The organism is Pseudomonas sp. Sample_14 (genome assembly GCF_004307515.1).
GTDB lineage: Bacteria > Pseudomonadota > Gammaproteobacteria > Pseudomonadales > Pseudomonadaceae > Aquipseudomonas > Aquipseudomonas atacamensis.
Map to the genome: position 1 here is coordinate 1 of NZ_RCOC01000040.1, position 26,440 is coordinate 26,440.

At 60.8% G+C, this 26,440-nt stretch carries 28 protein-coding genes; 16 read left to right on the forward strand and 12 right to left on the reverse strand.

Features of this window, described 5'->3' with window-relative positions; translation table 11 throughout:
• Window positions 1–626 (forward strand): FAD-dependent protein (locus D8U61_RS09125; RefSeq protein ID WP_347237676.1); only part of this gene is annotated, 626 nt, incomplete at its 5' end.
• A gap of 136 nt (window positions 627–762) precedes the next feature.
• Here the strand turns inward: D8U61_RS09125 and D8U61_RS09130 are convergent.
• Entirely contained in the window at window positions 763–1,857 is a 1,095-nt protein-coding gene (locus tag D8U61_RS09130) for a PLP-dependent cysteine synthase family protein (protein WP_130926791.1), read from the reverse strand.
• Window positions 1,858–2,108: 251 nt separating this feature from the next.
• Here D8U61_RS09130 and nhaA point away from each other — a divergent pair, with 251 nt between their 5' ends.
• From nhaA to D8U61_RS09165, 7 genes are all read left to right on the forward strand, one after another.
• Window positions 2,109–3,296 carry a Na+/H+ antiporter NhaA gene (gene nhaA / locus D8U61_RS09135; RefSeq protein ID WP_130926792.1) on the forward strand — a complete coding sequence of 396 codons (1,188 nt, stop codon included), beginning with the start codon at window positions 2,109–2,111 and terminating at the stop codon, window positions 3,294–3,296.
• A gap of 120 nt (window positions 3,297–3,416) precedes the next feature.
• Window positions 3,417–3,686 (forward strand): hypothetical protein, encoded by a 270-nt coding sequence (locus tag D8U61_RS09140; protein WP_071174604.1) that lies wholly within the window; start codon window positions 3,417–3,419, stop codon window positions 3,684–3,686.
• A complete protein-coding gene (locus D8U61_RS09145) occupies window positions 3,683–4,423 on the forward strand; it encodes a zeta toxin family protein (protein WP_073475882.1) in 741 nt (246 codons plus the stop codon). Before D8U61_RS09140 ends, D8U61_RS09145 begins: the two co-directional genes overlap by 4 nt.
• A 289-nt stretch (window positions 4,424–4,712) precedes the next feature.
• Window positions 4,713–4,946, forward strand: coding sequence for a colicin E3/pyocin S6 family cytotoxin (locus D8U61_RS09150; RefSeq protein WP_122612615.1), 234 nt, complete (start codon window positions 4,713–4,715; stop codon window positions 4,944–4,946).
• 7 nt (window positions 4,947–4,953) lie between these two features.
• Window positions 4,954–5,205 carry a colicin E3-like toxin immunity protein gene (locus D8U61_RS09155; protein ID WP_130926793.1) on the forward strand — a complete coding sequence of 84 codons (252 nt, stop codon included), beginning with the start codon at window positions 4,954–4,956 and terminating at the stop codon, window positions 5,203–5,205.
• The gene (locus D8U61_RS09160) at window positions 5,206–5,451 is read left to right on the forward strand and encodes a colicin E3-like toxin immunity protein (protein WP_130926794.1); all 246 of its coding nucleotides are present in this window, start codon (window positions 5,206–5,208) and stop codon (window positions 5,449–5,451) included.
• A gap of 22 nt (window positions 5,452–5,473) precedes the next feature.
• Window positions 5,474–5,725 (forward strand): pyocin S6 family toxin immunity protein, encoded by a 252-nt coding sequence (locus D8U61_RS09165; RefSeq protein ID WP_130926795.1) that lies wholly within the window; start codon window positions 5,474–5,476, stop codon window positions 5,723–5,725.
• Between the two features lie 71 nt (window positions 5,726–5,796).
• Here the strand turns inward: D8U61_RS09165 and D8U61_RS09170 are convergent, their stop codons facing one another.
• The 6 genes from D8U61_RS09170 to dinG all read right to left on the reverse strand — a co-directional run bounded on the left by D8U61_RS09170 (window position 5,797) and on the right by dinG (window position 14,395).
• Entirely contained in the window at window positions 5,797–6,261 is a 465-nt protein-coding gene (locus D8U61_RS09170) for a glycine zipper 2TM domain-containing protein (RefSeq protein ID WP_016771369.1), read from the reverse strand.
• Window positions 6,262–6,441: 180 nt separating this feature from the next.
• A complete protein-coding gene (gene pdxH, locus D8U61_RS09175; RefSeq protein ID WP_130926796.1) occupies window positions 6,442–7,089 on the reverse strand; it encodes a pyridoxamine 5'-phosphate oxidase in 648 nt (215 codons plus the stop codon).
• 24 nt (window positions 7,090–7,113) lie between these two features.
• Window positions 7,114–8,217, reverse strand: a complete 1,104-nt coding sequence (locus D8U61_RS09180; RefSeq protein WP_130887084.1) for an OmpA family protein — start codon at window positions 8,215–8,217, stop codon at window positions 7,114–7,116.
• A gap of 113 nt (window positions 8,218–8,330) precedes the next feature.
• Window positions 8,331–9,476 carry a serine hydrolase domain-containing protein gene (locus D8U61_RS09185; RefSeq protein WP_130887085.1) on the reverse strand — a complete coding sequence of 382 codons (1,146 nt, stop codon included), beginning with the start codon at window positions 9,474–9,476 and terminating at the stop codon, window positions 8,331–8,333.
• A 210-nt stretch (window positions 9,477–9,686) separates the two neighbouring features.
• On the reverse strand, window positions 9,687–12,155 hold the full coding sequence (locus tag D8U61_RS09190; RefSeq protein WP_130926797.1) for a beta-galactosidase: 2,469 nt from the start codon (window positions 12,153–12,155) through the stop codon (window positions 9,687–9,689).
• Between the two features lie 95 nt (window positions 12,156–12,250).
• Entirely contained in the window at window positions 12,251–14,395 is a 2,145-nt protein-coding gene (gene dinG / locus D8U61_RS09195) for an ATP-dependent DNA helicase DinG (RefSeq protein WP_024011911.1), read from the reverse strand.
• Window positions 14,396–14,492: 97 nt separating this feature from the next.
• Here dinG and D8U61_RS09200 point away from each other — a divergent pair, with 97 nt between their 5' ends.
• The gene (locus D8U61_RS09200) at window positions 14,493–14,957 is read left to right on the forward strand and encodes a CopD family protein (protein WP_125925241.1); all 465 of its coding nucleotides are present in this window, start codon (window positions 14,493–14,495) and stop codon (window positions 14,955–14,957) included.
• A gap of 200 nt (window positions 14,958–15,157) precedes the next feature.
• On the opposite strand, the gene D8U61_RS09205 is transcribed toward D8U61_RS09200, so the two are convergent.
• The 4 genes from D8U61_RS09205 to D8U61_RS09220 form a co-directional block, all read right to left on the reverse strand.
• Complete coding sequence (locus D8U61_RS09205; protein WP_016771374.1) at window positions 15,158–15,916, reverse strand: collagen-like protein; 759 nt, start codon at window positions 15,914–15,916, stop codon at window positions 15,158–15,160.
• Window positions 15,909–16,190 (reverse strand): DUF1145 domain-containing protein, encoded by a 282-nt coding sequence (locus D8U61_RS09210; RefSeq protein ID WP_016771375.1) that lies wholly within the window; start codon window positions 16,188–16,190, stop codon window positions 15,909–15,911. The genes D8U61_RS09205 and D8U61_RS09210 overlap by 8 nt, the downstream gene beginning before the upstream one ends.
• Before the next feature lie 160 nt (window positions 16,191–16,350).
• Entirely contained in the window at window positions 16,351–17,073 is a 723-nt protein-coding gene (locus D8U61_RS09215) for an OmpA family protein (RefSeq protein WP_130926798.1), read from the reverse strand.
• A 90-nt stretch (window positions 17,074–17,163) separates the two neighbouring features.
• Window positions 17,164–17,859, reverse strand: coding sequence for an OmpA family protein (locus tag D8U61_RS09220; RefSeq protein ID WP_016770616.1), 696 nt, complete (start codon window positions 17,857–17,859; stop codon window positions 17,164–17,166).
• Between the two features lie 199 nt (window positions 17,860–18,058).
• Between D8U61_RS09220 and D8U61_RS09225 the strand changes: the two genes are divergently transcribed.
• The 4 genes from D8U61_RS09225 (at window position 18,059) to D8U61_RS09240 (ending at window position 19,848) form a co-directional block, all read left to right on the forward strand.
• Window positions 18,059–18,556 carry a DUF6231 family protein gene (locus D8U61_RS09225; RefSeq protein ID WP_130926799.1) on the forward strand — a complete coding sequence of 166 codons (498 nt, stop codon included), beginning with the start codon at window positions 18,059–18,061 and terminating at the stop codon, window positions 18,554–18,556.
• A gap of 4 nt (window positions 18,557–18,560) precedes the next feature.
• Window positions 18,561–19,037 carry a YchJ family protein gene (locus D8U61_RS09230; RefSeq protein ID WP_071174594.1) on the forward strand — a complete coding sequence of 159 codons (477 nt, stop codon included), beginning with the start codon at window positions 18,561–18,563 and terminating at the stop codon, window positions 19,035–19,037.
• Between the two features lie 116 nt (window positions 19,038–19,153).
• Complete coding sequence (locus tag D8U61_RS09235) at window positions 19,154–19,639, forward strand: LEA type 2 family protein (RefSeq protein ID WP_125925236.1); 486 nt, start codon at window positions 19,154–19,156, stop codon at window positions 19,637–19,639.
• A gap of 5 nt (window positions 19,640–19,644) precedes the next feature.
• A complete protein-coding gene (locus D8U61_RS09240) occupies window positions 19,645–19,848 on the forward strand; it encodes an SEC-C metal-binding domain-containing protein (protein WP_003198420.1) in 204 nt (67 codons plus the stop codon).
• Window positions 19,849–19,993: 145 nt separating this feature from the next.
• Here D8U61_RS09240 and D8U61_RS09245 read toward each other — a convergent pair whose 3' ends face one another.
• Complete coding sequence (locus D8U61_RS09245; RefSeq protein ID WP_130926800.1) at window positions 19,994–20,551, reverse strand: cysteine hydrolase family protein; 558 nt, start codon at window positions 20,549–20,551, stop codon at window positions 19,994–19,996.
• A 201-nt stretch (window positions 20,552–20,752) separates the two neighbouring features.
• Here D8U61_RS09245 and D8U61_RS09250 point away from each other — a divergent pair, with 201 nt between their 5' ends.
• The 3 genes from D8U61_RS09250 (at window position 20,753) to D8U61_RS09260 (ending at window position 26,110) form a co-directional block, all read left to right on the forward strand.
• Window positions 20,753–23,203, forward strand: coding sequence for a penicillin acylase family protein (locus D8U61_RS09250; RefSeq protein ID WP_130926801.1), 2,451 nt, complete (start codon window positions 20,753–20,755; stop codon window positions 23,201–23,203).
• 187 nt (window positions 23,204–23,390) lie between these two features.
• Window positions 23,391–24,425 carry a ligase-associated DNA damage response exonuclease gene (locus D8U61_RS09255; protein WP_130887089.1) on the forward strand — a complete coding sequence of 345 codons (1,035 nt, stop codon included), beginning with the start codon at window positions 23,391–23,393 and terminating at the stop codon, window positions 24,423–24,425.
• Window positions 24,422–26,110 carry an ATP-dependent DNA ligase gene (locus D8U61_RS09260; protein ID WP_130887090.1) on the forward strand — a complete coding sequence of 563 codons (1,689 nt, stop codon included), beginning with the start codon at window positions 24,422–24,424 and terminating at the stop codon, window positions 26,108–26,110. Before D8U61_RS09255 ends, D8U61_RS09260 begins: the two co-directional genes overlap by 4 nt.
• Window positions 26,111–26,440: the final 330 nt, after the last annotated feature.

The window sequence follows — 26,440 nt, forward strand, 5'->3', positions numbered from 1 at the left end:
TCTATAGCTTCTGCATGTGCCCGGGCGGCACGGTGGTGGCGGCGACGTCCGAACCCAATCGCGTGGTCACCAACGGCATGAGCCAGTACTCGCGTAACGAGCGTAATGCCAACTCCGGCATCGTCGTCGGCATCACCCCGGAAGTCGATTATCCGGGCGGCCCGCTCGCCGGTATCGAGTTGCAGGAGCGCCTGGAATCCCACGCGTTCATCCTTGGCGGCAGCGACTACAAGGCTCCGGCGCAACTGGTTGGCGACTTTATCAACGACATTCCATCGACCGAATTGGGCGAAGTCGAGCCGTCGTACAAGCCGGGCGTGGCGCTGGGCGATCTGGCCTTGGCGCTGCCGGACTTTGCCATTGAGGCGATCCGTGAAGCCTTGCCGGCGTTCGAGAAGCAGATTCGCGGTTATTCGCTGCACGACGCCGTGCTGACCGGAATCGAGACCCGCACTTCATCGCCGCTGCGCATCACCCGCAACGAGTCGCTGCAGAGCATGAACGTCAAAGGCCTGTTCCCGGCCGGTGAAGGCGCGGGCTATGCCGGCGGAATTCTCTCGGCGGGTGTCGACGGGATTCGCATTGCCGAAGCAGTGGCTCGCGATATCCTCGGCCTGGAAGCCTGATCAGCATCAGCTGACCCAACACAAAACCCTGTGGGAGCGAGCCTGCTCGCGAAGTCGCTATTTCAGTCAATGATGATGTTGAATGAGATGACGCCTTCGCGAGCAGGCTCGCTCCCACATTGGTTTTTGCGTTTCTTCAGATGTTGGCGCGCAGCACCGAGGTCGGCAGCGCCTCCCCGCGCTCGGCACTCGCCGCCACTGCTGCAATCAACTCACCCAGTTCGTAACCCTGCGCTTTCAACCATTCCTGGTCGTAATAAGTGTCGGCATAACGCTCCCCGCCATCGCACAGGATCGCCACGATCGACCCCGACTGCCCCGCCGCTTTCATCTGCTGCGCCGTCATCAGCGCACCGATCAGATTGGTCCCGCTCGACCCGCCGACATGCCGCCCCAAACGCTGCGCCAGGTAATGCATGGCCGCCAGCGACAGGGCGTCCGGCACCTTGACCATCGCATCGATCACCTTGGGCAGAAACGACGCTTCCACCCTAGGTCGACCAATGCCCTCGATGCGCGAGCCGCAGTCCAGACGCAGGCTGGCATCACCGCTCTGATAGAAATCGAAGAACACCGAACGCTCGGCATCGGCACACAACACGCGGGTACAGTGCTGGCGATAGCGCACGTAACGGCCAAGGGTCGCTGTAGTCCCGCCAGTGCCGGGGCTGGAAATCAGCCACGTCGGCTCAGGGTGCTTTTCGTAGCGCATCTGCTGGAAGATCGACTCGGCGATGTTGTTGTTCGCCCGCCAGTCGGTGGCACGTTCGGCGTAGGTGAACTGATCGATGAAATGACCGCCATGCTCGCGGGCCAGGCGCTCGGATTCGGCGTAGATCTGCGTCGGATCCTGCACCAGATGGCTCTGGCCGCCGTAGAAGGCAATCTGGGCAATCTTCTCTTTCGAAGTGGTCGCCGGCATCACCGCGATAAACGGCAAACCGAGCATGCGCGCGAAATACGCTTCGGAAATCGCCGTCGAGCCGCTGGACGCTTCGATCACCGGCGCGCCGGGTTTCAGCCAGCCGTTACACAGCGCGTAAAGGAACAGCGAGCGGGCCAAGCGGTGCTTGAGGCTGCCGGTCGGATGGCTGGATTCGTCCTTGAAATACAACTCGATGCCGGCAAAACCGGGCAGCGGCAAAGGGATCAGGTGGGTGTCGGCGCTGCGCTGGAAGTCCGCCTCGATGATGCGGATGGCTTCGCGGGCCCACTGTCGGTTGTCGCTCATGGTTTCGGTTCTCGTTGAATCAGCCAGAAGATCGGTCTTCTGAAAAAGGTCTGCCGAAAGCTTAGGAAAAATCCTGCAGGCGGCAAAGATACAGCTGAGTCTCAATGTGTCAGGCAACTGCTAGGCTCAGTGCTGCCCGAACCAGACAGTCTGTAACGACATATAACAAAAAAGAATATAACTTTTGTTTTAACAACTAACGGTACGGGTTAGGGTGTTTCACCTTTTTCTCGATTCGATGGAGAGCGACCTTGCCTCTGCGTAGCACTTTCACGCGTTTCTTTCAGTTGGAAGCCGCCAGCGGTCTGCTATTGATCGCCGCAGCCGTTCTCGCGCTGATCATCAACAACTCACCGCTGTCGTGGCTGTACACCGGCCTGCTCGACACCCCGGTGGTGGCGCAGATCGGCGCGTTGAAAATCGCCAAACCCCTGCTGCTGTGGATCAACGACGGCCTGATGGCGATGTTCTTCCTGCTGATCGGTCTGGAAGTCAAACGCGAAGTGCTCGACGGCCAATTGTCCAAGCCTTCGCAAATCGTCCTCCCTGGCGCAGCGGCGATCGGCGGCATGCTGGTGCCGGCGCTGATCTACTGGTTCCTTAACCGCGACAACCCCGCGGCCCTAAGTGGCTGGGCCATTCCGACCGCCACCGATATCGCCTTCGCCCTCGGCGTACTGGCGCTGCTCGGCAAGCGCGTGCCGGTGTCGCTGAAACTGTTCCTGATGACCCTGGCGATCATCGATGACCTCGGCGCCATCGTCATCATCGCAATCTTCTATTCCGGCGAACTCTCGACCCTGTCCCTTGGCCTGGCGGCTGCGTGCATTGCCGCGCTGGTGGCGATGAACCGGCTCGGCGTGGTCAAGCTCGGGCCGTACATGATCATCGGCCTGATCCTCTGGGTCTGCGTGCTCAAGAGCGGTGTCCACGCGACACTGGCCGGCGTGACCTTGGCTTTCTGCATTCCCCTGCGCACGAAAAACGCCGAGCCGTCGCCGCTGCTGACCCTCGAACACGCGCTGCACCCCTGGGTCGCCTACGGCATCCTCCCGCTGTTCGCCTTCGCCAACGCTGGCCTGTCGCTGAGCGGCGTCACCGTCGAAAGCTTCACCCACGACGTACCGATGGGCATTGCTATCGGCCTGCTGTTGGGCAAGACGATCGGCGTGTTCGGCCTGACCTGGCTGGCGGTCAAGATCGGCATCGCCGCCCTGCCCCAAGGCGCCAACTGGGGCCAGGTCCTCGGCGTCGCGATCCTCTGCGGCATCGGCTTCACGATGAGCCTGTTCGTCGGCTCGCTGGCCTTCGAACCGGGCGTGAGTGACTACGCCGGCATGGATCGCATGGGCATCCTCACCGGCTCGATCCTAGCGGCGGTGATTGGTTATGCGGTGACTGCGGCGGCGAGTCGCAGGGGCACGATACAAACTTCCTGAGGTTTATTGCGGCCAATGCCGTAGCCCCTCCCCAAACGAGGGGCTTGGCTCTAAGCCTTGCAAATGTGCTATATCTTGCGCATCAAACAGCCATCTACTCAGCACAGCTTGGAGTCATTCATGTCGCGCAAAGCCGAAAAACGCCCAATGACTGACGATCAGATTGCCGTTCAGGAGTCGCGAATTCCTTACATCGCTCTAAAGGCCTTCAGCAACGCCTACAAAATGGCACTTGCAAACGGCGCAGCGGTGCTTGTCGCTAAAGATGGTCAACTGCTTGAAGTGACCGAGAAGACTTCCATCGTTTTGCGGTCGATTGGCGCCTACGGCAATCTGAAAAGCGGAACGCGTCTGCACATCAATAAATCTTCAAAACAGGTTACTTCTTGAGCACACCGAGAATACGGATATTTGCGGGACCGAACGGATCCGGGAAAAGCACATTCAATCGACTTGTCCCTGCGCACCTGCTGGGCAACTACATAAATCCTGACGACATCGAACGCTCAATCAAAGATACCGGTTACTTTGATTTCGGTTCTTATCGCATCGAAGCACATAAGGCGGAGCTTTTCGACTTTCTCCGTGCTCACCCCCTGCTGAAAAAATCGCCTCGTTCGCAGGCAAAGCTTGATGACCTCGCAATTGATGGAATCCGGCTCAACTTTTCGAATACTGAAATCGACTCGTACGTTGCGTCGGCACTCTGCGACTTCATCCGTAGATCGTTGATAAAAGAGCGCATCAGCTTTACGTTCGAAACCGTCATGTCGTCCGCGGACAAAGTCAGCCTCCTCGCTGAAGCGAGTAAATCCGGCTACAGGGTCTACGTCTATTACGTGGCGACAGCGGACCCGCAGATAAATATTGCGAGAGTTGCATACCGCGTTTCCCGAGGAGGACATAACGTTCCTGCTGAAAAAATTGAAGCTCGATACTGGCGATCCCTGGAGCTTTTATCCGAAGCTATCCTGGCCTCCAACCGGGCGTATATTTTCGATAACTCAGATGAAGGCAGTGAAGGCCTGACGCAGATAGCTGAAATTACGGATGGAGAACTGATCGAAATCAAATCAGACACTCAACCGCCGTGGTTCAAGCAGTTCGTGCTGGATAAATTGCTTTAGATTCATTTCGAAATTCACATTGCCAATTGGTAACGATGAGCTTGCGTAGCAGACTGCTCCACGTCTCTGCGGCAGACCTCGTTCAAGTCGAACAATCCCCACGTCATTAGCGACCCGTCCTACAGCCACACTTTCCCCGCCTCGATAACGTCGTGCAGCCCCTTTCCGAGGGGCTGTCGATGATGAACAAAGGGACGATCAGTGGCGCGGAACAAGGACATTCCCCGGGTGCAAAACCCACCGCAGGGCGACGGACAATACCTATCACCCCGCCCCCGATACGTCGGATATCACAGCCTTTCCCGATTTAAGAAGAGCGAAAAAGAAAACACCGTTCAACGGTGGGCTTAGGGATCGCTGGATCAACGCAAAAGGCCGAATAATCTATGAATGGGACTATCTACATGGCGAGCTTGAAGCCTACCGCGCAAGCGATGGTAGCCATTTAGGCTCTTACGACCACAGAACTGGTGAACAGATAGATCCACCCAAAAAGAACCGTAGTATCAAAAAATATTTATGAGGATTACATGGGACTCAAAGCCAGACTCGAATGGTACGACCAACAAACCGAACTGGGTGAAGGGGAGGAACTGTCGAAAGACCTAGGCGAGGACGGCTCATTAATGGAAGCATTAGGCCTACCGTCGAAAAGCTTCAATAACGGCGGATTTGATGTAAAAGCCGATTGGATCAAGACTCTCCAGCCCCACTTCAAGCATTCAATCCAATTTTCGTCCTACGACTATCAGGTATCGTTTGTTTACCGTGATCAATGGTAGATGGGACTGGAACTGAGATTGGAATGGTACGACACAGCAACCTTGGAGTTTCAGGGGGAAGAGTCGTCAAAAGACCTGGGTGGTGACGAGTCAGTGTTAAACGCCTTGGGGACTCCCGCCGCGGACAACATCAACAATGGCAGTTTCAACGTCGCTCAAAATTGGCTCGCCACCATGCAGCCGTATTTTCAACATCAAATCGATTTGAGAGTTCACGACTATCAAATTTCGTTTGACTACGGTTAACAGCCCCGGAAGTATTAGCTCCATGCACTTTCTTTTAATTACCGGTTTTTTCCCTGACGAAGCCCAAGATGACTCATTGCAATTCGAGCTGGACATCACAGGCAGCGAGATGAATGAAAAAGTGGCTCAGCTCATTGAATCCAAGCCCTTGGATGAGGTGGAACCCGGCGAGCTGTTGTTGACTCAGGATCAGGTAACCGCATTGGAAACCCTGCTCAACGTCAGTTTTCCAAAGGGCCTCGAATACTTCATGGGCACCTGCGCCATCTACTGAATGAGCAATTCAAGCAAAGAAAAACCCCGACCAGTCACCTGATCGGGGTTATCTTTTACCCGGTTTCCCGCTTAGTGCGAAACGCGGCTGGTTCCGCCAACGGTGGAGATCCGTACCCGCTCGCCAACGCGGAATACTTCATTCTCCTGAACCTGCTGCACATAGGCGCGCATGCTGCCGTCGTCTTCGCGGACGGTGATTTCTACGCCCTGGGTGCGGGTCAGGCCTTCTTCGGTGGCCGAGCCAAGCAGGCCGCCGGCCACTGCGCCGATGACCGCAGCAACGATGCTGCCCTTGCCGCCGCCGATGGCGCTACCGCCGACGCCGCCGACCACTGCGCCTGCTGCGCCGCCGATCGGGGTCTTGGTGCCTTCGATTTTTACCGGGCGCAGGGATTCGATGGTGCCCATGCGAATCGTCTGTACACGACGCGCTTCGTCACGGGAGTAGGAGTCGCCGGTGAGGCTCGATTGGCAGCCGGTCAGCAACATCGCCATCGTCGAAAAAGAAGCAACCAGCAGAACAGACTTACGCATAGCATCAACTCCAAAAGAACATGTGTTCATTAAACCCCGTGGCCTGGCGCCTGTCACGACACCATCCGGATAAAATTGGCTTCCATTCAGGCCTGGTACAGATGCCCGCGAGCGTCCACTCAAGGTAGCGTCAAATCAGCGATCCTGCGCCATCCGCGTTTATCTCGCTCGGTAGACTGCTCAGGGTGCCAGTCGTTCCAGAATCCACTCGGCGCCCTGGAGGCGGTAGTTGAGGCGATCGTGCAGGCGGCTCGGCCTGCCCTGCCAGAACTCGATGCGCTCGGGCAACAAGCGGTAACCACCCCAATGTTCCGGGCAGTGCGGCTGGCTGTCGCTGAAGCGTTGCTCGGTGGCCTTGAGCAAATCTTCCAGTTCGCCACGACCGTTGATGACCCGGCTCTGCGGCGAGGCCCAGGCGCCGAGGCGGCTGCCCAGCGGACGCACCTGATAATACGCGTCGGACTCTTGCGCCGTGACCTTGACCACCCGCCCCTCGATGCGCACCTGGCGCTCCAGGGTTGGCCAGAAGAAGGTCATGGCGGCAAACGGGTTGGCCGCCAGATGCTGGCCCTTGGCGCTGTCGTAGTTGGTGAAGAAGGTGAAGCCCTGCTCGTCCAGGCCCTTGAGCAACAGAATGCGGCAATGCGGACGACCGACGGCATCGACCGTGGCCAGGGTCATGGCATTGGCTTCCACCGGCGCCTGCTCGGTTTTGACCGCATCGGCGAACCACTGGTGAAACAGCGCAAACGGCTCGACCGGGGCTTGCGCCTCGGTCAAACCGTCACGGGTGTAGTCGCGACGCATATCGGCCAGAGCCTGGGTCATGGCGGATTCCTTTTCGTTAGCGGATCACTTCTTGGCAGCGTCGGCTGCGGCGACTTTCTTGTCGGTCGCGGCGGCTTTGGCTGGTGCGGTCTTTTTCGCCGGAGCCTTGGCCGGGGCCTTCTTCGCCGGAGCCTTGGCAGCGGTTTTCTTGGCTGGCGCCTTTTTCGCCGCCGGCACAGCGGCTTTTTTCGCCGCAGGCGCCGGGGTAACCGGTTTGGCCACTGGCTTGACGTCTTGCGCAGCAACCATCGTCACCGGCTTCGGCGCTGGCATGTTGTATTTGCTCAGCAGCGCAACCATGGTGTTTTGCGGAGTCACCAGCAGCTCGACACGACGGTTCAAGGCGCGGCCTTCAACGCTGTCGTTGGCCGCACGCGGCGCTTCGGAACCCATGCCGCGCAGCATCAGGCGATCACGCTGCAAGCCGCTGAGGCGGAAGATCGCTGCCACCGATTGCGCACGTTCCTGACTCAGCTTGACGTTGGCCGGCGCAGCACCGCTGGTATCGCTGTGACCGAGCACCAGCACCGCGGTTTTCGGATCGGCTTCAAGGATTTTTGCCACGCGAGTGAACGGGCCAAGGGTGACCGGCAGCAGCATCGCCGGGCGGTCTGGATTGAACGAGCCTTCGACCGGCGCCGTCACCACCAGTACGTTGTCGCGACGCTCGAGTTGCAGATTGCTGTCTTTCACCGCTTCACGCAGACGCGGTTCGTAGTCATCCAGCCAGGCCTGAGTCACCTTCGGATCCGGCATCGGCACGGCTTTGACGGTTGGCTGATCCTTGCCGCCGAACGGCCACCACCATTTGCCATTGGACTGCGCCTCGGCTTTGGCCACCTCGACCGGTTTGGCTTCAGGTTTGACCTCGGCTTTCAGATCAGCCTTGACCGCTTCGTCGCTGGAACCGAACGGCCAGTACCACGGGTTGCTGCTCTCAGCCTTGGCCACTGGCGCAGTCGCCGCAGGTTTCAGCGGAGCCGGGGCCGGAGCCGGATCTTTAGACGCAACTTTGTCGGAAGAACCGAACGGCCACCAACTGCCGCCATCTGCATCGTTTTTCGGAGTCTGTGCGCAACCGGTGATCGCTACACACAGGGCCAGGGCGAGGGTCTTTTTAGATGACATTGAAAATCCACAAAATGAAGTAATGAAAAATCAGAGCACTTTCGCCCGGATAAACAGCCGTTTTGAAACGAAAATCCCTTCGAGGTTCCGACCCTGGAACCTCTGTTGAAGCTTTACAGACAAGTGGCAAGCACCCGCGCCAGCTTTTGCGCGCGCGGATCCATCAAAACGTAAGGCCCCAGGGTATTTGTCACGAAACCGAAAGCCACATCGTGCTCAGGATCAGCAAAACCGATCGAGCCGCCCGCTCCCGGATGGCCGAACGCGCGTGGGCCGAGGCCGTAGGTGGCGTTGGGCACGTCCGGTTGATCGAGCATGCAGCCGAGGCCGAAACGGGTGCGGGTGAGCAAAGTCTTGTCATCGCCAAGGCTGTGCTCGCGGGTCAGCTCTTCGAGCATCTCGCTCTCGAGCAGGCTGCCGTCGAGCAGGCCGGCATAAAACCCGGCGAGACTGCGCGCGTTGCCGTGGCCGTTAGCCGCCGGTTGCTGCATGCGTCGCCATTCCGGCTTGTTGGTGCTGGTCAGCACTGACGGCGGATTGGTGAAGGCGCGAGTAGTCATGGCAGTCGGTTCGCGCATGGTCACTTGCAGCAGGCGCTGCGCCGCAGCGTCGCCGGCGTTGCCCTTGCCACGGGCGATGTGCGCAACGCGCTGAAACTCTTCGTCGGCCAGGCCCACGTGGAAATCCAGGCCCAACGGTTTGGCGATCCGAGCGACGATCGACTCGCCCGGCCCACGACCGTCGGCGCGGCGCAGCAATTCGCCGACCAGCCAGCCGTAGGTGATCGCGGCATAACCGTGACCGGTGCCCGGAGTCCACCATGGCGCTTCGGCCGCGAGGGCGTCGACCATCGTTTGCCAGTCGTAAAGGGCTTCAGGGGCGAGCAGTTCGCGCAGCGCCGGCAAGCCGGCCTGATGGCAGAGCAATTGGCGCAGGGTGACGGATTCTTTGCCGGCGGCGGCGAATTCCGGCCAGTAGCGGGCAACCGGGGCGTCGAGTTGCAACTTGCCTTCAGCGACCAGTTGCAGCGCGGTGACGGCGGTGAATGTCTTGGTGCAGGAGAACAGGTTGGCGATGGTGTCGCTGTGCCAGGCTTCGGCGCCGTCCTTGTCGGCAGTACCGGACCAGAGGTCGAGGACGGTTTCTCCACCGACCTTGATGCACAGGGCTGCACCGCGTTCCTGGGGATCGTCGAACAGTGCGGCGAAAGCCTCGCGCACCGCTTCGAATTGAAGCTCGTAATGTCCCTGAATCTGCACCCGCAACTCCCCCGCGAAAACGCTCTACAAAGTGGCCCGCATTGTTCCAGCCCTTGAGGGATTTGGGAACAGGCGCGGGCCAGACGGTTGATCGGCAATTTGTGTTGATCCCTTCGCGAGCAGGCTCGCTCCCACACTGGATCTCAACAGCAGCGCAGATCCCCTGTGGGAGCGAGCCTGCTCGCGAAGAACGATAACGCGGTCTGAAACCTAGTGACCATTCCCCGAATGCCCACCCGCCTGCGCGGCCCCCGGCGCTTTGCCAGCCTCGGCCTTGCGCCCGCCTTCCACTTCCGCCGCCGGGGTTTTCTGCGCCTCCTTGCCCAACTGCTCCAGCGCCTGCAGATTGCTTTTACGCACCGCCTCGACAAAGCCCTGATACGGCAGGTCAGTGACCCCGACCAGACCGAAATGGCCGTTCTCGCCGTCGAGCAAGCGCCCGGTCACCGGTTGGTCGAGATACTGGAACCAGTGCACGCCGACAATCGATGGCTCGCTCAGTGCCTGATTGAGGAAGTTGGCATAGGCCGGGCCGCGATCTTCCTCCTTGGCCAACTGCGTCACGCCGCCCCAGAACGGCCCTCGGTCGGCCGAGCCGAAGTTGAATTCGGTGATCAGCACCGGCTTGTCCAACCCCGCCAACGCGGCGAAGTCGTAACCGTCCTGCGGCTTGAGCGTGTACATGTTGAAGCTCAACACATCGCAGTACTGCGCGCAGGAGGCCACGGCTTCAGGCGTACTGGTGGCGAAGCGACCGCCAAGGAGCATCTGGTTCGGCGCGTGCCATTTCAGCGAATCGGAAATGGTCTTGAAATAGGTATCGGCGAAGACCTTCTGGAAGTATTTGAAATCCGCTTCGATCTCCGGATGCTCAGGGTTCGGCAATGGCGGCACGAAGCCCGGATCTTCCATCAACTCCCACGCCGGTAGCTCGATACCCCAGGCCTTGGACAGTCCGGCCTGATTGCGGTACTTGTCGCGCAATTGCTTGAGAAAGGCGCGTTTGGCCGGCACGTCGGTGGTCATTTTCAACGTGCCGTAGGCCAGCGCGTAGCGAGCCTTCGGATCGTCGCCAGGGCCAGCCCAGGCCAGTTCGTTGTCGGCGTAATAACCGATCAGCCACGGATCGTCACGGTGATCGCGGGCGGCAATGGCCACGGCGCGCTCGGTGGCCATGGCGAAACGCGGATCGAACGGATCCGGCATGCCGCCCCACCAATCGCTGCCGGTGCTGATGCTGGTGTAATCGCCGACAATCGACAGCGGCAAGGTGTACGGCACGCGCTCAGCGTCAGCCAGCGACGGCGCGCTCCAGTTGCCTACCGTGTTGAAGCCCCAGGCTTGCAGCCGATCGAGGGTATGCCGGGTCCAGCGTTCTTCATCAATTGTGGCTTTGCACGGGGCGGTTTCCTCGCTGGACGCTTGCACCGCATCGGTCTGCGCCGCTTCGGCAATACCGGATTTTGGCTCGGCAGGCACCGCTGCAGTTTCAGCAGCCTGCACCGAGCCGGCCTCAGCCGCGCCCGCCTTCGCCGCTTCGGCAATCCCGGCCTTGTTGTCGCTGTCGGCCTTGCACGGTTCGCCGTACAGGCGTTGCAGATTGGCGCCATAGAAGTCGTACCAGCGGCCGTTGCCGTAGCCACGGCCCTGATCGGCACCGTTGCCGCCACGGTTGTCGCCCTCGCCGAAATGCGCGGCCAGCGGGTCGTCGTTCTTCGGCAACGATTCGAACATGTACTCACGACCAGCCACGTAGGTCTGGTAGACCTGCGGGCTGACGGTGTTGACGCCCAGCGAATAGAACGGGTGGCCTGCAGGCGTCACCAGATACCAGCGGCCATCGCGTTTTTCCGTGCGAAAGAAACCGCTGGCCTTGAACGCCGGGCCCTTGTTCCAGCCGCCGAACTTGTCCAGCGAAGCCTTTTCACGCTCGGCCAGCCATGTATTCAGCTGTTGCTGCTCTTTGCTGGCGGCGCTTTTCAGTTGCTCGTCGCTGCTGACTTTTTCCGGCCATTTACTGCGGGTTGACTGACCGTATGCGTCGACCAGATTACCGTACACCGCGCGCGTCACCGACTCGCCGTCCTGCACGCCGAAACGCTCGAGCAACAGGCTCTGCGCAACTTTCGGCTGATCCATCGACAGACTCACCGAAACCACTTGGCTGCGGTCGATCTCGCCGGTGCTGCTGGCCAGCAGGATGCGTTGGCCATCAACGGTCATCGGCATCGGCGGCCCGGCTTTCATGCCCTGGCTCAGCGGCGTCGACGCCACCAGCGGCACCAGCAAGGTTTGCGCGGGGCCGGCGGGCAGATCGACGCGGGTGACCAGTGTGCGGCCATCGTTGCTCTGGATCTGCACATAAACCGTCACCGCCCAGTTCATCGCACTCTGCAAACGCAAGGTCATCATGCCGGACTGCGACCAGTCCCAAGCGCCGGTCTGCGGAGTCAGGCGCAAGGTCGGGCGGGCGACCGGGTTGAACGTCACCCGGCGCAGCACTTCGCCTTCCGCGGTCTGTTCGGCATTGGCCTGCGGCAGATCGGCGTTTTCCGTGGCGACCTTGACCACGTCGGCCGGGCGTACGAAGTTGAACAGCGTCTGCTGACCGGCGGGCGCGGCCAGCAACGGCGCGGCAAAGATCATGGCGAAAACAGCGGGCAACGAACGGCAGATCATAAGAACGGAGTTCTCCCTAACGACCAGTCAAGGCCAGTGGAAAAGCGGTGGCAGAGAGATAGACAACGCGGCGGGCCAATCGGCCCACCCGCGTCTCAGGATATTTCACGTCGGAAAGGAGGCAACGCATTGAGGATCGCCTTGCCGTAGCGCTGGGTGACCAGACGCCGGTCGAGCAAGGTGATGGTGCCGCGGTCTTCTTCGGTGCGCAGCAGACGCCCGCAGGCCTGAACCAGTTTCAGCGAGGCATCGGGCACGGAGATTTCCATGAACGGATTGCCGCCACGCGCCTCGATCCACTCCGACAACGCGGCCTCAACCGGATCATCGGGCACCGAGAACGGAATCTTGGCGATCACCACGTGCTCGCAGTAGGCACCCGGCAAATCGACACCCTCGGCAAAACTGGCAAGGCCGAACAGCACGCTGGAATCACCGCCATCGACTCGCGCCTTGTGCTTGTTGAGGGTTTCCTGTTTCGACAGGTTGCCCTGAATGAACACTTGCTTGCGCCAGTCGCGGTCGAGGCCGTCGAACACGTCCTGCATTTGCTTGCGCGAGGAGAACAGCACCAGCGTGCCACGCGACCCTTCGACCAGATCGGGCAGTTCACGGATGATCGCCGCCGTGTGGGCAGCGGCATCGCGCGGGTCGGCCTTCAGGTCCGGCACGCGCAATACGCCAGCATCGGCATGATGGAACGGGCTCGGCACCACCGCTGTGACAGCTTTTTTCGGCAGACCGGCGCGCATGCGGAAACGGTCGAAAGTGCCCAGCGCCGTCAGCGTCGCCGACGTCACCAGGCAGCCGTAAGCGACATTCCACAAACTGCGACGCAAGGTTTCCGCCGCCAGAATCGGGCTGGCGTTGACCTCGATGTCGAACAGCGAACCGCTTTCGGCCAGGGTCAGCCAGCGGGCCATGGGCGGGCTGTCTTCCGGGTCTTCGGCGGTGAACGCGGTCCACAACTCCCAGTTGCCGGAAGCGCGGGACAACAGGCTGCCGAACAGCGGATACCACTCTTCGGCCTGATTGCTGGCGATGCCGATATTGACCTCGCCATCCATGCCTTCCTTGAGCAGATCAGTCAGGCGCTGGAACAGATCGTTAAGGCGCGAATAGCCTTTTTTCAGCTCGATGCCCATCTCGCGCATGTCCTCGGGAATCACCCCGCCGACAAAGCGATGTCGCGGACGTTCGCGGCCTTCGACGTCTTCGCCGGGTTTGAAATCGGCGATCTGCTCACACGCGGTGAACATGAACTGCTGCTGGGTCTTGATCTCCCGCGCCAGCTCGGGCACCTGCTCGATCAGCTTGCCGAGATCACCCGGCAACGGATGCTGCGCGAGCAATTTGGTCAGGTTCTTGGCAGTGGTTTCCAGCCAGTCGGCGGTGGAGCGCAGGCGCGTGTAATGAGCGAAGTGGCCGATGGCCTTGTCCGGCAAATGGTGACCTTCGTCGAACACGTAAATGGTGTCGCGCGGATCGGGCAACACGGCGCCGCCGCCCAACGCCAGATCCGCCAGGACCATGTCGTGGTTGGTGACGATCACGTCAACCTTGCCCATGCCTTCGCGGGCCTTGTAGAAGGCGCACTGGCCGAAGTTCGGGCAATGACGGTTGGTGCACTGGCTGTGGTCGGTGGTCAGGCGCGCCCAGTCGGCGTCTTCCAGCGCGTTAGGCCAACTGTCGCGGTCGCCGTCCCATTTATTGCCGGCGAGCTTTTCGATCATGCTGGTGAACAGCTTCTGACTGGCCTCGTCGACTTCGATCTTGAAGCCTTCTTCCTCGAACAACTGCGCGGTGGCGGTTTGCGCGTGGCCTTCCTGCAAGAGCATGTCGAGCTTGGACAGACACATGTAGCGGCCACGGCCCTTGGCCAGGGCGAAACTGAAATTCAGCCCGCTGTTGCGCATCAGGTCAGGCAAGTCCTTGTAGACGATCTGCTCTTGCAGGGCGACGGTCGCGGTGGCAATGACCAGACGCTTGCCGGCCAGTTTCGCCGTAGGGATCGCCGCCAGGCTGTAGGCCACCGTCTTGCCGGTACCGGTGCCGGCTTCCACCGCGACAATCGCGGGGTCGCCACTGCGCCGGCCTTCATCGTCGGTGTCGATATCCCCGAGGACCTTGGCGATTTCGGCGATCATCAGGCGCTGGCCGTAACGCGGCTTGAGGCTCTTGGCCTCTAGAAAACGCGAATAGGCGCCCTGGATCGTGGTTTTGAGTTCAGTGCTGATCATTGAGTGTCGGGCGCAAAACGCTGGATAAATTTTCAGTGGTTTGATTCGGCGGCTATCATACCCCGCTAATTGATCCCGCGCAGAACGGAGTGACCCAATGACACCTTTTAGCCTCGTTTACCCCCTGCATGTCCTTGCTGCATTGATGTGGGTTGGCGGCATGTTTTTCGCCTGGATGGTCTTGCGCCCTGCGGCTGTGAAGGTTCTGGACGGCCCCGCTCGCCTGACCCTGTGGGTGGAAGTGTTTCAAGGTTTTTTCCGTTGGGTCTGGGTCGCGGTGATCCTGTTGCCGATCAGCGGCGTGGGCATGCTGCATCTGCAGCAGGTCGGCTTCGAGACCGCGCCGAAGTATGTGCAGGTGATGATCGGTTTGTATGTGGTGATGACGGCGCTGTTCATCCGCATTCAGGGGTTGATGCTGCCGGAATTGCGCAAGGCGGTTGAGGCGAAGGATTGGCCGGCGGGTGCGGCAGTGCTGGGGCGGATTCGGCGGGTGGTGGGGCTCAATCTGCTGGTCGGGTTGGTGCTGGTGGCTGTGGCGGCGGCGAGACCGATGCTCTGAATCGCACTCTTGTTCTACTGTGAACACAGTTGTGGCGAGGGGATTTATCCCCGCTGGGCTGCGTAGCAGTCCCGCTTTTGATTTTTAGAGCGGGGCCGCTTCGCGACCCAGCGGGGATAAATCCCCTCGCCACATAATTTCACTCACCAAAGATCTTCACTCACCAAAGCATTTTATTGATCAGAGAGTGGGTCGCAGTTTTAGAGCCGTTGCACGGTAACCGAACCCGCCGCTCCCTCCGACCCAGGCTGGCCATCCGCGCCGGCCTTGCCGTTCTTGCCGCCGTCAGCGCGGTAGACCAGGCAGCCCTTGGATTTGCCGCCCTTCCCTGCTTTACCACCGACACCCGCCGGGCCGCCGGCACCGCCAGCCACGTTGACTTTGATCAGCTCGGCCGGGAAATCCCGTGGTACGGCGAGGCGCACCAGCGCACCCGGCGCGCCTGGCTGGCCATCGCTGCCGTCACTGCCATCGGCACCGTGGCCGGCCGAGCCATAGGTGCAGCCCGGATCTTCACCGTTGCCGCCATCTAGGCCGACGAAACCCGGCGCGCCCCTGCCGCCACGGGCATCGACCGTCAGTTGCGGCGCGCTCAGGGCCTGAAATTGCAGATTCAGATTGCGCCCGGCCCGGGCCGCTTTTTCATAAGTGCCGGGGGCGCCGCGCGCGGTGATCTGGCTGCCCTCGCTCAATTCAGCGCGCTTGACCTTTACTTCCAGCGCTTGTTCAGCCGGAACGATAGCAATACGTGCTTCGTGGCCAAGACGCAGTTCATCGATGTTCAATTCGGTCACATTCGACGGGATCAGCAAGGTGCCGTAATCGGCGACTTCCAGTTTCTCCAGTTGCAGCGTGCTGGTGGTGTTGGGCAAGCGCATCAAAGAATTGCTTTGCACGTTGACCACCTGCGCGCAGGCCAGTGGACTGATGAATGCAGCGAGCAGGCAGAGTTTACGCATGGGAAGAAGCCTCCGGAGCGGCCGGGGCCGGGATGGTTTGCAGGTGGAAAACGCCGAACAACAGGATGCGGCCACGATCACGCCAAGGGTGCGGACGGCCCTTGAGGCTGCGGTTGCACAGCAGCACTTCGAGTAGATGAATCAGCAACAACAGAGCGCCGGCCAGATTGACCAGCAGATGCAGCGGATGAACAAACGGCACCAGTTGATTGGCCAGTACCACGCAGCAGAACAGCAGGGTCAGCAAACGCCCCAGCCCCCAGAACACCTTCATACGCTCCCCCGTGTTGCGAATTATTCTTTGCACGCACAGTACCGGCTTCTGCGGGGGATAAGCCAGAGGGAAAAATGAAATTTCTACAAACGCCGGGTAAATGGCTGCCGGGCCGATGATTTCGACCCGGCAGCTCTAGTCGGCGGACTACAGACCTTTCCTAACGATTGATATGCAGCTCGACCCGGCGATTTTCCGCGCGACCTTCATCGGTGGCGTTATCGGCGACCGGCTCACTTTCGCCTCGGCCCTCGCTGGTGAGCTTGTTCGGCGCCAGGCCCTGACTGAGCAAGTACGCTGCGACACTGCTCGCGCGCCGCTCGGACAAAGCCTGGTTATAGGCATCGGAGCCTTTGCTGTCGGTGTGCCCGATGACTTTGATGCTGACCACGTCGGCATTGCGCAGTTTGTCCATCAAGGTGTCGAGCTGGGCTTTGGCCGCCGGGGTCAGATCGGACTTGTCGAAATCGAACAGCACGTTGCCGGCATCGCTCAAGGTGATCACTTCGGTTTGCGGCGCCGGTTCGACCGGTTTGACTGCCACCGGATATTGCGGCAGCGGGCAGCCACGGTGATCGACTTCGGTATTTTCCGGTGTGTCCGGGCAGCGGTCGCGGCGATCGAATACGCCGTCGCTGTCCTCGTCGCCATCCTGGGCGTAACAGATCAGCCCACCGGTAAGAATGCCCAATGCCGCGCCGCCACCGGCCCAGCCGGCGCTTTCAATGGCGCCAAGACCGCCGCCGACCAGACCGCCAAGCAGGCTGCAGATCGGCCACGTACGTTGATTGAGGGGGGCGGTGCCATCGCTGTGAGTGGCACAACCGGTGAGCAAGCTGCCTAGCAGCAGCACCGGCAAGACGGACCTTGAGAAAAGACGCATTTGTGAACGCTCCTGTGTACCGGCCCATACCGGTTACACAGGAGTAAAGACCCGCATCCGCGACTGCACAAGCCGCGGATGCGAGAGGGGCTAGCGGACGATTTTGATTTCGGTGCGACGGTTCTGCGCACGACCATCAGCCGACTTGTTGTCAGCCACAGGCTGGCTTTCACCAAGGCCCGACACCGAAACAAAGCTGGCACGTGGAACGCCCTGCTGGATCAGGTATTCCACCACCGAGTGCGCACGACGATCCGACAGTTTCTTGTTGTAGGCATCGCTGCCGACACTGTCGGTGTGACCGGTCACGGTCAGTTGCGCGGTAGAGGATTCCTGTTTCAGGCGATCGGCGACCTTGTCCAGCACTTGCTTGTCAGGGCCGGTCAGCGTGGCTTTGTCGAACTCGAAATGCACATCACGAATGACGATGGTTTCTTCCTTGACCACAACCGCTTCTTCGACCACTGGCGCAGGCGTCGGTGGCGGGCAACCGTCAGCATCGACCTGCACGCCTTTAGGCGTACCCGGGCACTTGTCGCGACTGTCCGGCACACCATCGCCGTCTTCATCACCATCACCGTGCACCCAGCAATAGGCCGCTGCCGTACCGCCGACAATCAGTGCACCGTAACCGGCCCACGAAGCGCTTTCCGTCGCGCCGAGACCGGCACCGACCACACCACCGACCGCCGCACAGGTCGGCCAGTCGGTTTTCTGCAAACCTGCACAACCAGTCAACACACTGGTTAGCAGAACCAAGGGTAATGCTGTCCGAACTATGCTCATCTAGTTTTCTCCTGAGGGATCGGCTTAAAACCGATTCAGGGAGTAAAGACCGGAGTTTTAATCTCCGCCAGCAATAGGCCACCGCTGTTTGCGACCGTGTTCACAGGGGTTTGCCTCTTTTGGCGAAAACCGCCGCCACCGGGCGCTTTGCCGACGCGGTCTGGCAGGCTAGTCTTGGCGGTCTGACTGAGGAGCTTCGATGAACGCCGCCATTTCTTCGCGCACGCCACAACAGGCGTTGGCCGCTTTGCTGGATCGCTACGCCCCGGCCCGTCTGCTGCTGATCGGCGCCAGCGAATTTCCCGCCTTGAGCGCTTTCAAGGATGCGCATCCAGGTACCGCTGTCGCCCATGCCGCGCCCGGCGCACTGCCGGCTGAGCTGGCCGCGCAACGCTTCGATCTGGCGCTGGTAGTCGATTGCCTGGAACATTTGCCCAAACGCGATGGCCTGAACCTGTTGGGCGGCATCCGCAATCTCAACGCCAGTCGCATCGCGGTGCTGGCGGATCTGGCCGCCAGTGGCTGGCAGGAAACCGATTTCTATTCGCTGGCCCTGCAGGCCAGCGAGCGTTTTCAGCGCGACGCGCAGGTGCTGACCCTGTTCACCTACGATCTGCTTGACTACAAACAAGTCCCCGACTGGCTCAATTCACGCTTCTGGGCCAATCCGGAAAACTTCGGGAAATACTGGTGGTAATGCAATGAGTACAGCCATTTGCCCATGCGGCAGCGGCAATCTGCTGGATGCCTGCTGCGGTCCTTATCACGACGGCCACCCGGCGCCTTGCGCCGAAGCCCTGATGCGCTCGCGCTACAGCGCTTATGTGCTGGGGCTGGTCGATTATCTGGTAGCGACTACCCTGCCCGCGCAGCAGGCGGGACTGAACCGACAATCGATCAGCGACTGGAGTGCGCAAAGCACCTGGCTCGGCCTTGAGGTGGAAAGCTCGGAGGTGTTCGGCGGCCAGCCGGAACACGCTTTTGTGACCTTCACCGCACGCTGGCATGACAGCCAGGGCGAGCACAGCCATCGCGAGCGCTCCTCGTTCGTGCAGAACGGCGGGCGCTGGTACTTCATCGATCCGACGGTGCAGATGAAGCTGGGGCGCAATGACGGCTGCCCGTGTGGCAGCGGGCAGAAGTTCAAGAAGTGTTGTTCGGGTTATTTCGGCGCTTGAGCTGAAGATCAAAAGATCGTCCGATCGCGGCCCGAGCCTTCGGCCGCTCCTACACGGGATTAGCCGAAGGCTGAAATCTTTTAAGGTCTAGACTGGGCACAAAGGGAGTCAATTTCATGCTCGGTCGTCGGCGCGCACTACATTTTCTGCTGTTGATGCTAATCGTAAACCTCGGCGGCTGTGCCTCGTGGTTCAGCGACGACAGCGTCGAGCCCGCCGTGCATCTGGTGAAAGTCGAGGTGGTGCGGGCCAAACTGCTCGAACAGAAATTCATCCTGCACTTTCGCGTCGACAATCCCAACGACAGCGACCTGACCGTGCGTGGCCTCGAATACCGGATTCACCTGGCCGACATGCTGCTCACCGAAGGCGAGCATGAGCACTGGTTTACCGTCGGGCCAAAGCGCAGCGCTTACTTCAAAGTGCCGATCCGCACCAACCTGTGGCCGAAGGTCAAACACGTGGTGAAACTGCTGAAAAATCCGAACCAGCAGATTCCCTATCGATTGCAGGGGGAAATGGAAACCGGTTTATTCATCGCCCACTACGTGCACCTTGAGCGCAATGGCGTGATAATCCCCGCCGATCTAACTCCGGAGTGACCTCGATGACCCAGCAACCCCATGTCCATGGCCCTGACTGCAACCACGATCATGACCACCATCATGATCACGACCATGGCCATGTCCACGGCCCGAACTGCGGCCACGCCCACCAGGAACCGGTGCGCAACGCCCTGAAAGACGTCGGCCGCAACGACCCTTGCCCATGCGGCAACGGCAAGAAATTCAAGAAGTGCCACGGCGCTTGATGTCACTGGCGAAGGTCTTCTTCGCCTGACACACTGCTTTCGCGAGCAGGCTCGCTCCCACAGGGATCGCGTTTCATCTGAAGAAATATGGTCACTGTGGGAGCGAGCCTGCTCGCGAAGGCGGCGGCGCATACACTACAAAACTTCAGCCCGCCGCCAGAATCTGTGAAGAGCCGACCACCGTCGCATACTCCCCATGCAGATTCCCCAGCGACATCCCGTGCACCTCTTCAGCGGTACGCGGTGTGCCGAAATAATCGGCCTTGTCGAAGGTAAAACACGCATTTTCCGCCACCCATGTGTCGAAACCCAGATTACCCGCCGTGCGCGCCGTTGATTCCACCGAGTTGTTTGTTGCCACGCCGACAATGAGCACCTGACCAATCCCTGCCTCGCGCAACTGCCGTTCCAGCCCCGTCGCACAAAACGCATCCGGCACCTGTTTCTGGATCAGCCATTCCCCGCCCTGAGGGACAAAACGCTCTTGAAACTCGACTCCGTCCTGCTCCGGCCAGAACACCGAATCAGGTGAGCGCGACAAGTGCTGCACGTGAATCACCGGGCCCCCGCGCAGGCGCCACAGCGCCAATAACTCAAGCATTCGCTCTTCGGCCTGAGGATTATTCCGCCGTCCCAGCCGCGGATGCAGAATGCCTTTCTGCTGGTCGATGATGATCAGCGCAGCGTTGCTCTGAAGCTCCATAGCGATCTTTCTCCTGACAGGGCACGGGACTTGTTCCGTAGTTCAACATCAGCGCTTTCCCACAAGCAACTGTCACGCCTCTGACCGATCAGCCGACAACTGCATAAATAACCACTCGCCCTGCTTGCGCGGCCCTCGCGCCGTCACTAACGTAGCGGCTTTATTGCGCCCCCAGCCTTATACCCCCGCAGGAGCTTCGCCATGGCCTCGCCAGCCCTTACACATTTTCTTCCCCGGTTCGGCGTTGCCGCAGCAGTGGCCGGTGTTCTCGGCCTGTCCGGTTGCCAGACCTGGAACGCCCAGGACAGCCTGCCGCCGACCTCCGGCGTGCAACCGCTCAAGGGCCTGGCGCAGAACGTTTCGGTGCGGCGCAATGCGATGGGCATGCCGCTGATCGAAAGCAACAGCTTCCATGACGCGCTGTTCAGCCTCGGTTACGTCCACGCCAGCGACCGTATCAACCAGATGGTCACCCTGCGCCTGTTGGCCCAGGGCCGGCTGGCGGAAATGTCCGGCGCGTCGATGCTCGATGCCGACCGTTACATGCGCGCGGTCAATCTGAAGAAGAGCGCCGGCGAGCTGTACAAGGCCTCGTCGCCACGGCTCAAGCGCTTCTTCGAGGTGTATGCACGGGGCGTCAACGCCTACCTGTTCCGCTACGCCGACAAATTGCCGGGCGACCTCGCCGCCAGCGGTTACAAGCCGGAATACTGGAAACCGGAAGATTCGGCGCTGATTTTTGCCCTGCTGAATTTCAGCCAGTCGGCCAACCTGCCGGAGGAAATCCAGTCGCTGGTGCTCGCGCAAACCGTGACCACTGACAAACTCGCCTGGCTGAGCCCGTCGGCGCCTGATGAAAACCTGCCAGTGGCTGAAGCCGACAAACTGCAAGGCCTCAAGCTCAACGGGCAGATTCCGGGGCTGACGGAACTGAGCAGCGCCAGCCAGCAACTGTCGGCGCTGAACCTGCTCGCCACGCCGACTGCGAACAATTGGGCGATTGCCCCGCAACGCAGCCGCAGCGGCAAGAGCCTGCTGGCCAGCGATGCGCACGGGCCGCTGGCCGCGCCGTCGCTGTGGAGTTTCGTGCAGATCCGCGCGCCGAAATATCAGGCCGCCGGCGTCACGGTTGCCGGTCTGCCGATGGTGCTCGGTGGGTTCAACGGCAAAGTGGCGTGGAGCATGACCAGCGTGCTCGGCGATAACCAGGACCTGTTCCTCGAGAAAATCCGCCGTCAGGGCAACAGCCTCACTTATGAAGTCAACGGCAAATGGCAGCCGTTGGGCGTGCGCAACGAAACCTATTTCGTCAAAGGCCAGCGGCCGATTCGCGAGGCCGTTTACGAAACCCGCCACGGCGCGTTGCTCAACAGTGCCCAGGCAGCGGCGCAGGGCAGCGGTTTCGGTCTCGCTTTACAGACGCCAAGCTTCACCGACGACAAAACGCTGGATGCCTTCTTCGACCTGACCCGCGCGCAGAACGTCGAGCGCGCCTCGGACGCCAGCCGCGAAATCCGCGCCATCACCCTCAATCTGGTCTTTGCCGATGCAAGCAATATCGGCTGGCAAGTCACCGGGCGCTTCCCCAACCGTCGCGAAGGCGAAGGTCTGCTGCCCTCGCCGGGCTGGGACGGTCGCTACGACTGGGACGGTTACGCCGACCCGATGCTGCACCCCTACGATCAGGACCCGGCACAAGGCTGGCTCGGCACGGCCAACCAGCGTGTGATTCCCGACGGCTACGGCATGCAGTTGTCGAAATCCTGGGCGGCACCGGAGCGTGGCGAACGCTTGGCGGAAATGGCTGGCAGCGGCAAGCAGGACAGCCGCAGCGTGATCGCCATGCAGTACGACCAGACCACCACTTTCGCCGCCAAGCTGAAAAAAGTCTTCGAAGCACCGGGGATGAAGCAACCGCTGAAACAGGCGATCGACGCCCTGCCGGACGCCGAACGCAGCAAGGCGCGCGAAGCCTTCACCCGATTGATGGCGTTCGACGGCAAGCTCAGCCCGACCTCGGCGGATGCGGCGATCTACGAACTGTTTCTGCAGGAAAGCATGAAGCAGATCTTCCTCGATGAACTGGGTCCTGAGTCGAGCCCGGCGTGGAAGGCCTTTGTCGCCAATGGCGATCTGTCCTACGCGGCGCAGGCCGATCATCTCTTGGGACGTGAGGACAGTCCGTTCTGGGATGATCTGCGCACGCCGCAGAAGGAAGACAAATCCGTGATTCTCGCCCGCAGCCTCGCTGCGGCGATTACGGCCGGCGACAGTCAGTTGGGCGGCGATCATCGCGCCTGGCAGTGGGGCAAATTGCACACCTATTCGTGGAAAAACAGCAACGGTCAGACTGTACGCGGGCCGCTGGCGGCTGGAGGCGATCACACCACGCTGAACAGCTCGGCGTTTGCCTGGGGCCAGGACTTCGCCACCACACGCGCGCCGTCGATGCGCTTTATCGTCGACTTCGGCCAGAGCGAGCCATTGATGGCGCAGAACGGTACGGGGCAGTCGGGCAATCCACTGAGTCCGAATTACCTGAACGGGATCGATGCGTGGCTGAAAGGTCAGTACATCGGCCTGCCGATGCAGCCGCAGAACTTTGATCGGGTGTATGGCAAGACCCGTTTGACCCTCACCCCGGGCAAGTAAGCGCAGTTCCCTGTGGAAGCGAGCCTGCTCGCGAAGACGGAGGCACAGTCAAAATTGATGTGTCTGGTAAACCGCTTTCGCGAGCAGGCTCGCTCCCACATTGGCTTTGCATCACCCTTAAAAGCCGATCGAACTTCCAGCCTCACGCCCGCCTCATAGCTAACAAGCCCCCCATTCCGGTCACGACATGGATCTTGTTATTGCCCGACCTGAAGGTCTCTACTGCCCCGCCGGGGATTTCTATATCGATCCGTGGCGGCCGGTCGAGCGTTCGGTGATTACCCATGCCCATGGCGATCACGCGCGCACCGGAAATCAGCACTACTTGTCGAGCAGCGCCAGCGCCGGGATTCTGCGCGCGCGTCTGGGTCAGGACATCCAGTTGCAAACCCTCGACTACGGCCAGCGCCTGACCCACCACGGCGTGACCCTGAGCTTTCACCCCGCCGGGCATGTCCTCGGTTCAGCGCAAGTGCGCCTGGAATACGGCGGCGAAGTCTGGGTCGCATCGGGCGATTACAAGGTCGAGCCGGATGGCACCTGCACCCCATTCGAACCGGTGCGCTGCCACACGTTTATCACCGAATCGACCTTCGGCCTGCCGATCTATCGCTGGCAGCCGCAGGCGCAGATCTTCGCCGAGATCAATCAGTGGTGGGCGGCCAATATCGCCGCCGGCAAGGCCAGCGTGCTGTTCTGCTACTCCTTCGGCAAGGCGCAGCGGATTCTCCACGGCATCGACGAAACCCTCGGGCCGATTCTCAGCCACGGCGCAGTCGAACCGTTGAACCGCGTCTACCGCGATGCCGGCGTATACCTGCCGCCGACGATTTACGCAGGCGACGTGAAAAAAAGCGATCCAATCATGCGCCAGGCGCTGGTCATTGCTCCGCCATCGGCGGGCGGCAGCACGTGGATGCGCCGTTTTGGCGACTTCAGCGATGCCTTCGCCAGCGGCTGGATGCGCTTGCGCGGGACCCGGCGGCGGCGCGGCGTCGATCGCGGTTTCATCCTTTCCGATCACGCCGACTGGCCCGGCCTGCTGTGGGCGATCAACCAGACCGGCGCGGAACGGGTGATGGTCACCCACGGCTCGATCGGCGTGCTCGTGCGCCATTTGCGCGAACAGGGCCTCGATGCACAAGGCTTCACCACCGAATACGGCGATGACGAAGACGACAACATCGCCAGCGAACCCACCGTTGCCGAGACATCGCCATGAAAGCCTTCGCCGAGTTATATGCCGAACTCGACGCCACCACGTCGAGCAACGCCAAGCTGGCGGCGATGCAGGCTTACTTCGCGCAGGCCGCGCCGGAAGATGCCGCATGGGCGGTGTATTTCCTCTCCGGTGGCAGGCCGCGACAACTGGTACCGGTGCGCATCCTACGTGAGCTGGCGGTCGCAGTTTCGGGACTGGAGCCATGGCTGTTCGAAGAAAGCTATCAGGCCGTCGGCGATCTGGCCGAGACCATTTCTCTGGTACTGCCGGAAAATTCCCACAGCTCCGAGGCCGGTCTTGCCGAATGGATCGAAGACAAGCTGCTGCCACTGCGCGGAGAAACGCCGGAGTACCTGGCGCGCCAATTGCCAATGTTGTGGGCGCAACTGGACCGGCCGAGCCTGATGCTGTGCATCAAGCTGATCACCGGCAGTTTCCGCGTCGGCGTTTCGAAGTTGCTGGTCACCCGCGCCCTCGCCTCAATGGCCGGGCTCGACAGCAAACGCGTGGCCCAGCGCCTGGTCGGTTACACGGACCTGTCGAACCGGCCGAACGCCGCCAGCTATCTGAAACTGATCGCCCCGGAATCCGCCGACGAACATGCCCAGCGCGGCGGCCAGCCCTACCCGTTCTTTCTTGCCCACGCCTTGGCGCAACCGGTCGAGGAATTCGAAGCTCTGCTCGGCCCCGCCAGCGACTGGCAGGTGGAATGGAAGTGGGACGGTATCCGCGCGCAAGTGGTCAAGCGCGACGGCAAGCTGTGGGTGTGGTCGCGCGGCGAGGAACTGGTGACCGAGCGCTTCCCCGAGTTCGATGTGCTGGTCCACGGCCTGCCCGACGGCACGGTGATCGACGGCGAAATCGTCGTGTGGAAGAGCACCCATCCGACCACCGAAGATGCCTTCGATCCGCAATCCGATGAGCCGCCGGCCGTGCAACCGTTCGCCCTGCTGCAGCAACGCATCGGTCGCAAGACCCTCGACAAGAAGATTCTCGAAGAAGTGCCGGTGGTAGTGCTGGCCTACGACCTGCTGGAATGGCAGGGCGAAGACTGGCGCAACCAGCCGCAGGTCAAGCGCCGGGCGCAACTCGAAGAGGTGATCGCGCGCTGCAACAGCCCGGTACTGCTGCCCTCCCCGGTATTGAACGGCGAAGACTGGCTCGACCTCGGCCGCCAGCGCGAAGCGTCACGCAAACTCGGCGTCGAGGGCATGATGCTCAAGGCGCGCGATTCGCTGTATGGCGTCGGCCGGACCAAGGACATGGGCGTGTGGTGGAAGTGGAAGGTCGACCCGTTCAGCGTCGACGCGGTACTGATTTATGCCCAGCGTGGACACGGCCGCCGCGCCAGTCTGTACAGCGATTACACCTTCGCCGTGTGGGACGGCCCGCCGGAATCCAGTCAACGCTCGCTGGTGCCGTTTGCCAAGGCGTATTCGGGGCTGACCGATGAAGAAATGCGTCAGGTCGACAGCATCGTGCGCAAGACTACGGTGGAAAAATTCGGCCCGGTGAGCAGCGTGAAACCGAGCCTGGTGTTCGAGCTCGGCTTCGAAGGCATCGCCCTGTCGCGCCGACACAAGAGCGGCATCGCCGTGCGCTTCCCGCGCATGCTGCGCTGGCGCAAGGACAAGACCGTCGAAGAAGCCGACAGCCTCGCTACCCTGCAAGACTTGTTGGCCTGATTCATTCTCGACACATCGCAGAATCCTGTGGCGAGGGGATTTATCCCCGCTGGGCTGCGCAGCGGCCCCCAGCAATTTCCCCCTGAAATCGTGCACTCAGGTTTTTGCGCCTGCTGCGCAGCCGATCGGGGATAAATCCCCTCGCCACAGTTTTTCCCTGCTCTGAGCTACCCGCGTGATCCGAAACAGTGCATGCAAACAGCAATGCCCGTTTCCGGGCATTCAACTACCCTTGCCTCTCTGCACTCGACCTTTTAAAACACCTGTTCGGCACTCTGGTTCGGAAATTGCTACTTTCTACAGGTCGTAAGCGTTGCAGTAACAATAATT